The 11,808-nt window shown below is 71.6% G+C and carries 12 protein-coding genes; 9 read left to right on the top strand and 3 right to left on the bottom strand.

Annotated elements, in window-relative coordinates:
• Positions 1–23 precede the first annotated feature (23 nt).
• The 3 genes from ACGFMP_RS16420 to ACGFMP_RS16410 all read left to right on the top strand — a co-directional run bounded on the left by ACGFMP_RS16420 (position 24) and on the right by ACGFMP_RS16410 (position 2,087).
• Positions 24–680, top strand: coding sequence for a fasciclin domain-containing protein (locus ACGFMP_RS16420; RefSeq protein ID WP_393673037.1), 657 nt, complete (start codon positions 24–26; stop codon positions 678–680).
• Positions 681–756: 76 nt separating this feature from the next.
• Entirely contained in the window at positions 757–1,344 is a 588-nt protein-coding gene (locus tag ACGFMP_RS16415) for a sigma-70 family RNA polymerase sigma factor (protein WP_393673036.1), read from the top strand.
• Positions 1,341–2,087 (top strand): anti-sigma factor domain-containing protein, encoded by a 747-nt coding sequence (locus tag ACGFMP_RS16410; RefSeq protein ID WP_393673035.1) that lies wholly within the window; start codon positions 1,341–1,343, stop codon positions 2,085–2,087. The genes ACGFMP_RS16415 and ACGFMP_RS16410 overlap by 4 nt, the downstream gene beginning before the upstream one ends.
• 10 nt (positions 2,088–2,097) lie before the next feature.
• On the opposite strand, the gene ACGFMP_RS16405 is transcribed toward ACGFMP_RS16410, so the two are convergent.
• Positions 2,098–3,147: a sodium:calcium antiporter gene (locus ACGFMP_RS16405; RefSeq protein WP_393673034.1), complete on the bottom strand. Its 1,050-nt coding sequence runs from the start codon at positions 3,145–3,147 to the stop codon at positions 2,098–2,100.
• Between the two features lie 32 nt (positions 3,148–3,179).
• Positions 3,180–4,256 carry a magnesium/cobalt transporter CorA gene (gene corA / locus ACGFMP_RS16400; protein WP_393673032.1) on the bottom strand — a complete coding sequence of 359 codons (1,077 nt, stop codon included), beginning with the start codon at positions 4,254–4,256 and terminating at the stop codon, positions 3,180–3,182.
• Positions 4,257–4,504: 248 nt separating this feature from the next.
• On the opposite strand from corA, the gene ctaD reads away from it, so the two are divergent.
• The 4 genes from ctaD to ACGFMP_RS16380 all read left to right on the top strand — a co-directional run bounded on the left by ctaD (position 4,505) and on the right by ACGFMP_RS16380 (position 8,876).
• The gene (ctaD, locus tag ACGFMP_RS16395; RefSeq protein ID WP_393673031.1) at positions 4,505–6,235 is read left to right on the top strand and encodes a cytochrome c oxidase subunit I; all 1,731 of its coding nucleotides are present in this window, start codon (positions 4,505–4,507) and stop codon (positions 6,233–6,235) included.
• 26 nt (positions 6,236–6,261) lie between these two features.
• Positions 6,262–6,603 carry a hypothetical protein gene (locus ACGFMP_RS16390; RefSeq protein ID WP_393673030.1) on the top strand — a complete coding sequence of 114 codons (342 nt, stop codon included), beginning with the start codon at positions 6,262–6,264 and terminating at the stop codon, positions 6,601–6,603.
• Positions 6,604–6,708: 105 nt separating this feature from the next.
• Positions 6,709–7,164, top strand: coding sequence for a DUF2795 domain-containing protein (locus tag ACGFMP_RS16385; protein ID WP_393673029.1), 456 nt, complete (start codon positions 6,709–6,711; stop codon positions 7,162–7,164).
• Positions 7,165–7,613: 449 nt separating this feature from the next.
• Positions 7,614–8,876: a PP2C family protein-serine/threonine phosphatase gene (locus ACGFMP_RS16380; protein ID WP_393673028.1), complete on the top strand. Its 1,263-nt coding sequence runs from the start codon at positions 7,614–7,616 to the stop codon at positions 8,874–8,876.
• A gap of 342 nt (positions 8,877–9,218) precedes the next feature.
• On the opposite strand, the gene ACGFMP_RS16375 is transcribed toward ACGFMP_RS16380, so the two are convergent.
• Complete coding sequence (locus tag ACGFMP_RS16375) at positions 9,219–9,587, bottom strand: DUF3040 domain-containing protein (protein WP_393673026.1); 369 nt, start codon at positions 9,585–9,587, stop codon at positions 9,219–9,221.
• A gap of 377 nt (positions 9,588–9,964) precedes the next feature.
• Here ACGFMP_RS16375 and ACGFMP_RS16370 point away from each other — a divergent pair, with 377 nt between their 5' ends.
• Together ACGFMP_RS16370 and ligD are read left to right on the top strand one after the other, a co-directional pair.
• Entirely contained in the window at positions 9,965–10,642 is a 678-nt protein-coding gene (locus tag ACGFMP_RS16370; RefSeq protein WP_393673024.1) for a DNA polymerase ligase N-terminal domain-containing protein, read from the top strand.
• The gene (gene ligD, locus ACGFMP_RS16365; RefSeq protein ID WP_393673022.1) at positions 10,639–11,646 is read left to right on the top strand and encodes a non-homologous end-joining DNA ligase; all 1,008 of its coding nucleotides are present in this window, start codon (positions 10,639–10,641) and stop codon (positions 11,644–11,646) included. The genes ACGFMP_RS16370 and ligD overlap by 4 nt, the downstream gene beginning before the upstream one ends.
• The last annotated feature ends 162 nt before the right edge of the window (positions 11,647–11,808 follow it).

Raw genomic sequence — 11,808 nt, 5'->3', positions numbered from 1 at the left:
CATCACCCACAGGAGTGCAGACCATGAACATCCGTGCCCGCCGTCTGGCTACCGCCGTCGTCGCCGCAGCCGTCCTGCCGCTCGCGATCACCGCGTGCTCGAGTGACAAGAAGTCCTCCGCCGACTCCTCGGCGCCGGGCGCCCCGGCCTCCGCCACGCCGACCGCCAGCTCCATGCCCACCACCGCGGCCGGCGCGATGGACAAGCCCTTCGGTCCCGGCTGCGCCGCAGTCCCCGCCGACGGCGCCGGCAGCTTCGACGGCATGTCCAAGGACCCGGTGGCCACCGCCGCGTCCAACAACCCCGCGCTGAGCACCCTGGTGGCGGCGGTCCAGAAGGCCGGCCTGGTCGATACGCTGAACAACGCGCAGAACATCACCGTCTTCGCGCCGACCAACGACGCCTTCGCCAAGATCCCCAAGGCCACGCTCGACAAGCTGCTCGCCGACAAGGCCATGCTCACCAAGGTCCTCACCTACCACGTGGTCGGCCAGCCGGTGAAGGCGCCTGACGCGCTCGGCCACGGCACGTACACGACCCTGGAGAAGGGGACGTTGACCACCGCGGGCTCCGGCGAGTCGTACAAGGTGAACGGCACGGCCAACGTGGTCTGCGGCAACGTGAGCACCGCCAACGCCACCGTGCAGATCATCGACAGCGTGCTGATGCCGCCGCAGTAGATTTCACCAGGCGACCAATCCATGTGCGGCACGGCTCCGAAGGACGGGCAGGCGCCGTGTCAGCCAGGAGGTTCCCATGCACGCCGCAGTAAAACAGGGGCCGCCCCCCGAACCCTCGGCAGGGCGGCTCGAAGCCCTGCTCGACCGGGTCTCGCGGGGCGACCAGGAGGCCTTCTCGACCCTCTACACCGCCGTCGCCGGCTCCGTACTGGGGCTGGCGCGGCGGGTGGTGCGGGATCCCGCGCAGTCCGAGGAGGTCGCCCAAGAGGTGCTGGTCGAGGTGTGGCGGTGTGCCGCCCGGTTCGACGCGCGGCAGGGCAGCGCCATGGCGTGGATCATGACGCTGGCCCATCGCCGCGCGGTGGACCGGGTGCGCTCGGCCCAGGCTTCCGCCGACCGGGAGTTCAGGGCCGGGGTGCGCGATCACAGCCCGGCCTTCGACGAGGTCACCGAGCAGGTGGAGCGGCGGCTGGAGCGCGAGCAGGTACGGCGCTGCCTCCAGGGGCTGACCGAGTTGCAGCACGAGTCGGTGACGCTCGCCTACTACCGCGGCTACACCTACCAGCAGACCGCCGAAGTGCTCGGCGTGGCGCTGGGCACGGTCAAGACACGGCTGCGGGACGGGCTGATCCGCCTCCGCGACTGCCTGGGGGTGAGCTCATGACCAGCGACCTGCACACGCTGACCGGCGCCTTCGCCGTCGGCGCGCTGACGGGGCCGGAGGCGGTCGCCTTCCGCCGGCACATGGCGGACTGCGACGCGTGCGCCCAGGAGGTCCGCGAGCTCGCCGAGACCGCGGCCCGCCTGGCGATGGCGGTGGCCGAGGTCCCGCCGGCCGGCCTGCGGACCCGGGTGATGGCGGCCCTGCCCGAGGTCCGGCAGCTGCCCCCTGACGTCCCCGTCATCCCGTTGCGTCCGGTGGCCCGACGGGGCTGGCGGCAGCGCCTGCCGCAGGTGGCCGTGGCCGCGTGTCTCGCGGTCGCCGCGGTCGCCGCCGGGATCGCGGTCGACGCCCGGCACGAGGCGGACGTCCAGCACGGGCGCACCGTGCGCGCCGAGCGGCAGGCGGCGGCACTGAGCGCGCTGACCTCCGCGCCCGACGCGGCGCTTCGCACCGGGGCGCTGAAGGACGGCGGCACCGCGACCGTGGTGTCGTCCAGGAGCCTGGGCCAGGCGGCCGTCATCTTCCACGACCTGCCGGCCCTTCCCGGTTCCCGGGTCTACGAGGTCTGGTACAGCCGGGGAGACACGATGGTGCCGGCGGGCCTGCTGGAACCCGGCCGCCGTACCGGATCCGCCCTGCTCACCCGTACTCCGGCCGGTGCCGAGGGTGTCGGCATCACCGTCGAGCCCCGTGGCGGGTCGTCCTCACCCACCGGCGCACCGCTGGTCCTGCTGGCCGTGTGACGGAGCTTCCTCACGACAGGATCGGGATCAGGCCGAGGGCGAAGACCAGGTAGAAGCCGCCGGCCAGCGCCAGCCTGCCGGGGGTGAGCCGGTGCGCGCGCATCGTCAGCAGGAGGTAGACGATCGCCGCCATGGTGATGGCGCCCGACCAGATGAGGGCGGCGTCGAACTTCCACGTGGTGAAGATCAGGCCGAGCCCGCTGGGGACGGTGGCCTGGATCATCATGGCGCCTGAGATGTTCGCCAGCGCCAGCCTGGTCTTGCCCTGCCGGACCCAGATCACCGCGTTCATGACCTCGGGCAGTTCGGTGGCGACCGGGGAGAGCAGCAACGCCGTCACTGTGGTGGACAGGCCCAGCATCGGGCCGATGGCGTCCAGCTGCCTCACGAACAGCTGCGACGCGAAGAAGATCACCGCCAGGGTCAGCAGGGTCTGGCCGACGACCGCGGGTGTCGAGGGGGACGCGGCCTTCGGCTGGAACCTCAGCGGTTCCAGCTCGTCGTCCTCTCCTTGCCCCCCGTCGTCGCCGCTGCGGATCTCACGCCAGAAGTACACCGCGTAGGTGGCGAAGAACAACGCGCCGAGAGCCGGCTTGAACGCGAAGGCGACCAGTCCGAGCGCCACCTTCACGGCGAAGATCGGCAGGAACCACTTCTGGTCCTTGGCCAGCCGCTTCATGTCCCTCTCGTCACCCACCGCCCGCGCCCGGGGACGCCCCCGCGCCGCACCGGCCCGCTGCGGTGCGGCGCTGCCCTCCCGGCGGCGCTTGAGCATCAGCGTCATGCCGGTCACGCCGTAGGCGATGGTGGAGAGGGCCAGCGGGCCGCCCATGGCCGCGCCGATCCCGATGTCCCTGGCGTTCTCGTCCGCGCCGGTGGTGACCGCGACCAGGGTCACCACCGACTCGGGCAGGGCGGTTCCGAAGGCTGCCAGGATGGTGCCCACCGCCGTCTTCCCGACGTTCAGCCGCAGGCCCAGCCATTCCACGGCGTTGACGAACCACTCGCAGGAGAGGTAGATCGCCACCGCGCAGACGACGAGCAGTACGTAGTGGATCACGAGTGGCGGCCCCTGCCTTCCCGCACCCCGGGTCAGAGCCAGCCGTTGCGGCGGAAGGCGCGGTAGACGGTGTAGGAGATGGCGGCGGTCACGGCGAGCATGAGGGGGTAGCCGAAGATCCAGTGGAGTTCGGGCATGTGGTCGAAGTTCATGCCGTAGATGGCCGCGATCAGGGTGGGGATGGCCAGGATGGCCGCGGTGGCGCTGATACGGCGCATGTCGGTGTTCTGCTGCACGCCGACCCTGGCGAGGTTGGCGGCGAGCAGGCCGTCGGTGAGTTCGGCGGCCGCGGTGAGGCGCTCGCGGACCTGGGTGAGGTGGTCGGCGACGTCCCGGAGGTATTTGCCCACTGGCTCGGGGACGGCGGGCAGCGGCTCGTCGGCGAGCCGCATGAGCGGCCGGGTGAGCGGGAGTACGGCGCGCCTGAATTCGAGGAGTTCGCGTTTGAGCTGGTAGATGCGTTCGGCGTCGTCGGTGCGGCGGGCGGCGAACATGTCGGACTCCAGCTGCTCGACGTCGAGTTCGACGGCGTCGGCGACGTCGAGGTAGTCGTCGACGACCTGGTCGGCGATGGCGTGCAGGACGGCTGCAGGACCCTGGGCGAGCATGTCGGGCCGCTCCTCGAGGCTGCGGCGCACCCCGCCGAGGGCGGGGGCGCTGCCGTGGCGGACGACGACGATGAAGTCCACCCCGAGGAAGATCATGATCTCCCCGGTGTCGACGACCTCGCTGGTGGCGGTCAGCTCCTCGTGCTCGACGGACACGATCGTCTTCAGGACCAGGAAGAGCGTGTCCTCGTACTGCTCCAGCTTGGGGCGCTGGTGGGCGTGCACGGCGTCCTCGACCGCCAGCGGGTGCAGGCCGAAGGTGTCGGCGATGTCCTCGAGGTCCCGCGGGCCGGGTTCGTGCAGGCCGATCCAGACGAAGCCGCCCTCCTGCGCGCGGGCGGCACGCAGCGCTTCGTGCGCGGACAGCGTGGCCCGGCGCACACCGCCCACGTAGACGGCGCAGTCGACCACCACGTCGCCGGTGTCAGGCTCCGTGGCCGCCGGCCGACCGGCCCGCCGGGCCCGCCCACCGTCGTCCGGAGGCCGCTGTCGCCCCGTCATCGTGCTTCTCCGTACGTCCGCTGCCGCGCTGGCGGGTGCCGTCTCGTCCCACGAGTATCCAGCCGTGCGGCCCGCCGCCGGCTCCGGCTCGCGGGTGGGGGCGACGCAGAGTGTACGGCCGCGGGGGGCTTTGGTTACTCTCCGTCCCTCCATCGGCTGAAACAGCGGCGTGCCTGGTGCGCGGGCGGGGCGGAGTGCCGGGAGTCTGCTCCCATGCTGAAAACCTTTGTGACCGGGCGGAGCGGAACGTGACGACGAGCGACACGGCGGGGCCCGCCGACCTCGACGACTCCTACGCCGACGAAATCCCGGCCAAACGCAGGCGCCCGGGCAGCATCATCGTGAACTGGGCGGCCAGCACCGATCACAAGACGATCGGCACCCTGTACCTGTCCACGTCGTTCGCCTTCTTCATCATCGCCGGGATCATGGCGCTGCTGATGCGGGCCGAGCTCGCCCGTCCCGGCACCCAGTTCCTGTCGAACGAGCAGTACAACCAGGCGTTCACGATGCACGGCACGGCGATGCTGCTGATGTTCGCGACACCGCTGTTCGCCGGCTTCACCAACTGGATCATGCCGCTGCAGATCGGCGCCCCCGACGTGGCCTTCCCGCGGCTGAACATGCTCGCCTACTGGTTCTACCTGTTCGGCTCGCTGATCGCGGTCGGCGGCTTCGTCACCCCGCAGGGTGCGGCCGACTTCGGCTGGTTCGCGTACTCGCCGCTGTCCAGCGAGGTGAACTCGCCCAGCGTGGGCGGCGACATGTGGGTGATGGGGCTTGCGCTGTCCGGCTTCGGCACCATCCTCGGCGCGGTCAACTTCACCACCACGATCATCTGCATGCGTGCACCGGGTATGACGATGTTCCGCATGCCGATCTTCGTGTGGAACGTGCTGCTGACGTCCGTCCTGGTCCTCTTCGCGTTCCCCGTGCTGGCAGGCGCGCTTCTGGCGCTCGAGGCCGACCGGAAATTCGGCGCGCACATCTTCGATTCCGCCAATGGCGGCGCATTGCTCTGGCAGCACCTCTTCTGGTTCTTCGGCCATCCGGAGGTGTACATCATCGCGCTGCCGTTCTTCGGCATCGTGACGGAGATCCTGCCGGTGTTCAGCCGGAAACCGGTGTTCGGGTACATCGGCCTGGTGGCGGCGACCATCTCCATCGCCGCCCTGTCCGTGACGGTGTGGGCGCACCACATGTACGTCACCGGCGGTGTGCTGCTGCCGTTCTTCTCGTTCATGACCTTCCTGATCGCGGTGCCCACAGGGGTGAAGTTCTTCAACTGGATCGGCACCATGTGGAAGGGGTCGCTGAGCTTCGAGACCCCGATGCTCTGGTCGATCGGATTCCTGGTGACCTTCCTTTTCGGCGGGCTCACGGGTGTGATCCTGGCGGCGCCGCCGCTGGACTTCCACGTCTCGGACTCCTACTTCGTGGTCGCCCACTTCCACTACGTGGTCTTCGGCACCGTCGTGTTCGCGATGTTCGCCGGCTTCCACTTCTGGTGGCCGAAGATGACCGGCAAGATGCTCGACGAACGCCTCGGGAAGATCACCTTCTGGTCCCTCTTCCTCGGCTTCCACGGCACCTTCCTCGTCCAGCACTGGCTGGGCGCGGAGGGCATGCCCCGCCGGTACGCCGACTACCTGGCCGCCGACGGCTTCACCACGCTGAACACGGTCTCCACGATCAGCTCGTTCCTGCTCGGCCTGTCGATGCTGCCGTTCTTCTACAACGTGTGGAGGACCGCGAAGTACGGCAAGAAGGTCGAGGTCGACGACCCGTGGGGCTACGGCCGCTCCCTGGAGTGGGCCACCTCGTGCCCGCCGCCGCGGCACAACTTCGCCTCGCTGCCGCGGATCCGCTCCGAATCCCCGGCCTTCGACCTGCACCACCCGGAGATCTCCGCCGTCGACGACGCGACGAACCGTCCGGACAGGTCGATCACCATCGCTCCCGGCGACAAGCAGAAGTAGGTGTCCTGCCGACCCGAGGACGACCGATGAGGGCACACGACGACCGCGAGCGCGGGCTTGAGCAGATGGCCGAGTACCTGCTGTGGAACGCCGAGCTCGAAGCGGCCCGGCGGCAGGCGACCGCCTTCGCGGCGAACCTGCCGTGGCTGACGACCTCGCAGCGCGAGGACGTCGAGCGCGTCTACGTGGCGGACCGGGTGGCCGCCTCGCGCGCCATGCTCCAGCGGAACGTCGACCGGGCCGTCGAACTGCGCGGCGAATACAGCGCGCGGTACGAGGAACTCAAGCGGCACTGTGTGGCGGCGGTAGTCGGATGCGTCGCCGTCGTCGTCAGCTCGGATGCCGCCTTCGTCCTCCTCACCCGCTGACGCGGCCACTCCCCCGGTGTCCCCGCCCGCGCTTGACCCCCAGGTCGGCGCGGGCGCGGACACCGTATCGGTTTTCACCCGAATTGCGCGGGTACGCGCATTTCCATGGATGTCCGCGACGGGCAGCCGAGCAGCAGGAAGGCCGAGCGCATGGCGGATCAAGGCACCAACAAGACGGGCTTCGTCCGCGACGACGAGCTCAAGCGGGAGATGCAGGGGGAGCTCAAGGGAAACCGCGGTCTGATGCCGGACGGGTCCTACGACGCGGAGTCGCCCGGCGCCGACCAGCCCCTCGCGGAGGCGCTCCCCGCCGACCAGGGGGGTGGCACGCCCCCCGGCATGACACCGCGGGACGTCTTGGTCCGCAGCGAACTCGCCCGCCACCTGGAGCGCGATGTCTTCCCCGCGCGCCGCGAGGGGCTGCTGGAGGCGTTGCAGCGCCACCGCGCGCCGGACACCGTCGTGGACCTGGTGCAGGCCCTGCCCTCCAATGGGGAGTACGCGAATGTGCAGGCGGTCATGCGGGGGCTGGGCTACGGAGTCGAGGACCGCCGCGTCTGAGGCGGACCTGCGGCGCCATCCCCGTTTCCGTACCCGGGGTCGCTCGTTGGTCGGGCATGGATGCGTGCCCCGATGAAGCGGCGGAGCCGGCACCCCAGGAGGGTGAGGCGGTTCCTGCGAGCGTGTATGCCTTGTTCGGGCACCCGGTGGTCCGGGGCTGGAACGTCGCGACCGGACTACGGCGCGAGGAGGGCCCGGAACCTTCGGAGCCACCGCGGCAGGACTGAGCCGGGCGGCAAACCGTTCCTGCTGCCCGGCCGGCCGGAGGGCCGGCCCGAGCGGCAAGGCGCGAGGGAGACCGGGCTTGGAGTCGGCCGCGGTACCACCCGCGGAGGGTGGCCGGATCGCCGTATTTCAGGTGCTTCGACCGCTTCTGCCACGGGTAGGTGTGCGTTGCGGGGGTCAAGCACCCGAAAGCGCCGCCGGACAGGCGAGAGCAGAGGCGGGACATGGACGACGACATGGGCCGTGCCTTGCAGGACGCGCTGGACCGCCTGGCCCTGCTGTCCGCAGCCACGGCCGCGCTCGCCAGCACCCTGGACGCGAACACCGGGATGCGCCGGGTCAGCCGCACCCTCGTACCGCAGCTGGGCGACTGGTGCTCCGTCCACACCGTGGCGGACCGCGGGATCCGCGAGGTGGCCGTGGTGCACCGTGACCCGGCCCTGAACGTGGACGACGGGACGACCGGTGCGCTGCCGTCGGCGTGGCCCGTCGGGCGTGGGCCGCTGGCACGGGCGCTGCGCGGCGAGGGTCCGCTGCTGCTGCCGCACCCGGAGTTCCCCTCCCCCGTCGCGGGCGAGCCGGCTCCGTACACGCGGTTCGACACCGAGACGCTGCTGGTGGCACCCCTGGAGTCCCGTGGCGAGGTGCTGGGGGCACTGAGCCTCGGACGGGCGGCCGGGCGAGCGCCCTTCAGCGCGGACCACCTGCCCTTGGTGCAGGACCTCGCCCACCGCCTCGGCCTCAGCCTTGACAACTCCCGGCTGCACCGGGAGACCCAGCGCATCGCCGAACGCCTGCAGCGCTCGCTCCTGCCCGCACTGCCCGACATCGGGCCGATCGGGCTCGCAGCGGGCTACGAGCCCTCGCAGACCACCGCCGAGGTGGGCGGTGACTGGTACGACTGCTTCGTCCTCCCCCAGGGCGACATCGCGCTGATCATCGGCGACGTCACGGGCCACGACCTTCAGGCCGCCGTCACGATGAGCCAGCTGCGCAACATGCTGCGCGGGGTCGCCTGCGACCGGCAGGAGCCCGCGGGCAAGATCCTCGCCCGGCTCGACCGCGCCAACCACACCCTCCACCCCGCATCCACGGCCACCTGCATCTACGCCCTGCTCAAGGGTGTGCAGGGCGGCCCCTGGACGCTGGAGTGGTCCCGGGCGGGCCACCTGCCGCCGCTGCTGGTGACGGCAGACGGCGAGAGCCACTATCTCGACGCTGCCGGCGGCCTGCCACTCGGTGTCAGTGCGGACGTCATCCGGCCCGAGGCCCAGACCCCGCTGCCTCCCGGCTCCACCCTGCTGCTGTACACCGACGGTCTCGTCGAGCGGCGCGGCGAGGTCCTGGACCGCGGGATGACACGGCTGCGGCGCGAGATGGCCTCGCTGGCGGCCGAGCCGGTGGAAGCCGTCGTGGCGCACCTCCTGCACGGCATGGGTGCGGACGCCGACGACGACATCGCCATGCTGGCCCTGCGGGTGCCCTGAGGAAGCGCTCGGGGCTCCTGACTCGCCGGCCCCCGTCTCGCCGCCGAACTGGTCCGTGCTTCGTGGCAGGCTCCGGCTCGCGTCCGGGACGCGGGCTGCCTTTCCGACTCTCCGGCCGGACGCCCGGGCGTCTCCGACCGGCAGATCGCGGCCGTCGCGGCCCTCGGGCCTGCTGGGACCGGGTTGCCGCAGGTGCGCACCCCTACAGGGCCTGCGCGTGACTACGGCGGGCCGGGCCCCAACCGGTCGGCGGTTGCGCGGCGCCCGGGTGGACCCGCGCCGACATCGCGCGCGTCCCTCCCGTGCCGGCTCGTCGCTGCGATGCGGAAGCGGTCCGGCGTGTCAGCCGCCGCGTATGGGCCCCTGCGGTATGCCTTCGCGCTGCCGGCGGCGCTGGCGGCGGTAGACCGCCCAGAACCCCACTCCCGCCAGCGCCGCCACGGTCGCGGCGGCCAGCAGCCCCGCCGCCGAGAGGGCGAGCGCCGCGCAGAGCAGCGTCAGCGCCAGGGCTATCGACCAGACGGTGAACCGCCCGGCGCGCCTGCCGCCCGACCACTCGGGCGGCGGCCCCTCGGCACGCGGTGGAGGCTGCATCGGCTCCGGATAGGTACGGCCGAAGCTCGCCAGCCGTTTGGACAATCGGGGATCCTCCTCGGACAGGGACCGCTCCATGTCCGCGATCACTCGTCGCTCGTGCAGGGAGAGGACCATTGCGCGCCTCCTTGCCCCGAAAGCCTGACCGTCACGGGCGCTCACTCGCCGTACCGATGGCTCGGACCGGGTATGTCCGCCGACTACCCGGTGCTGAACCGGGCATTCCTGCTGAAGTCCCCCATTTCCGGCAAGCTGCCCGCCCGTGCCCTCATATGCCCCTGGATCAGCGGGTTGCGGGCGTCCCGGCATGGGCCGGTATACCAAGATTTGACCTGTCCGGCGGAGGCGGTCTCCCGGGACCGCCCCATTTGCGTCCCCGTGCAGTCCTGGGCGGGCACGGCACCGGGCGCCGTCGCGGATACGCGCGGGCCTGCTGGGTAGCCGGGAGGGCAGAGGGGGGACGAGCAGGGCCCCAGCGTGAGGAGGTCGTCCCTTTGGCCGCCAAGGACACCCTGTCGGAATACCACCGTCGGCGGGACTTCTCGCAGACGCGCGAGCCCGAGGGCCGCGCCGAGCGGGCGGAAGCCGATCGGCAGCCCTCTTTCGTGGTGCAGATCCACGACGCGACGACCACGCACTTCGACTTCCGGCTGGAGGCCGAGGGGGTGCTGAAGTCCTGGGCGGTGCCCAAGGGGCCGCCGGGCGATCCGCACGCCAAGCGGCTGGCGATGCCGACCGAGGACCACCCGCTGGACTACCGCGACTTCGAGGGCACGATCGCCGCGGGTGAGTACGGCGCCGGGGCCGTCATCGTCTGGGACGAGGGCACCTACCTGAACCTCACCGCCGACCGCCGCGGCCGGCCGATCCCGGTAGCCGAGGCGGTCCGCAGGGGCCATGTGTCCTTCCGCCTCGACGGGCACAAGCTGCACGGCGGGTACTCGCTCACCCGCTTCCGCGGCTCCGACACGGGCGACCGCGAGGCGTGGCTGCTGGTGCGACACGCCGGCGCGCACACCGCGGCCCCCGACGCACCGGATCCGCGGCGTGCCAGGTCCGCCCGCAGCGGCCACACCCTCGGCCAGGTCAGGGCGGCGGCCGAGGCGACATCGGACCCGGCGCCTGAAGCGGAGCCGAAACGCTCCGCGCCGCACGGCGGGCGCCGCGTATGAGGACCGACCTGCTGGAGCGGCTGTCCGAGCGGCAACGCGCCCTGCTGCGTCCTGCGGGGCCCGATCCCGGCGAGCCCATGCTCGCGCAGCTCAGCGACCGCAGGGACTTCGGCGACGACTGGATCTTCGAGCGGAAGCTGGACGGCATCCGGCTGCTGGCGTCCCTCGAGGACGACCGGGTGGAGCTGTGGTCCCGCACCGGCCTGCGGCAGAACGCCACCTACCCCGAGGTGATCGACGCGCTCGCCGCACAACCGTGCCGGGATTTCGTGGTGGACGGCGAGGTCGTCGCGCTGCACCGCGGGCGTACCGACTTCGCCCTGCTCCAGCAGCGCAGCGGCCTCACCGCCCCTGTCGCCGTGCGGGCCAGCAAGGTCACCGTGACGTACTACGTCTTCGACGTGCTCAGGCTGGGCGGCCTGGACACCACCGGGCTGCCGCAGCGGGTGCGCAAGGCACTGCTGCGGGACGCTCTGGATTTCCACGCCCCGCTGCGCTTCACCCCCCATCGCAACCACGGCGGCCGGCAGCTGCTCGACCAGGCGTGCGGCTGGGGCTGGGAGGGGCTGATCGCCAAGCGGGCGGAGGCCCCGTACACCCACCGGCGCTCCGCGAACTGGCTCAAGCTCAAGTGCGGCGCAGGACAGGAGCTGGTCGTCGGAGGCTTCACCGAGCCGGCCGGGAGCCGGGTCGGCTTCGGCGCCCTGCTGGTCGGCTATAACCTCGACGGCCGGCTGCGTTACGCCGGCAAGGTCGGCACGGGCTACGACACGGCCACGCTGCGGACCCTGCGCGGCCGCCTCGACGCGCTGGAGGTGGACCGCTCGCCCTTCCAGGACCCGGTAAGGGAGCGGTCCGCGCACTGGGTGAGGCCGGAACTCGTCGCGGAGGTCGGCTTCACGGAGTGGACACGCGACGGCCGGCTGCGCCACCCCCGCTACCTCGGCCTGCGCGAGGACAAGGCCGCCGCGGACGTGACCCGGGAGGCGCCGCCGAGGCGATGACGGCTGCCGGGGCCGTCGTTCCGGCACGGGCACGGAGGCCGCTCCGAGGTGAGCGCGGCCTCGCCGGACGGCCGGTTCCGACGCGGCGGGCGGAGAACAGCCACCGTCCAGGAAACCGGCCCGCGCGTCCCGACCCCCGCTCGGGGAAGGAGCCGGCACCCG

It is taken from the genome of Streptomyces sp. NPDC049040, from assembly GCF_043197715.1.
In the GTDB taxonomy this organism is placed as follows: Bacteria; Actinomycetota; Actinomycetes; order Streptomycetales; family Streptomycetaceae; genus Actinacidiphila.
Note: the sequence above shows the minus strand (reverse complement) of the source record. Positions and strands in the feature narration are given on the sequence as shown.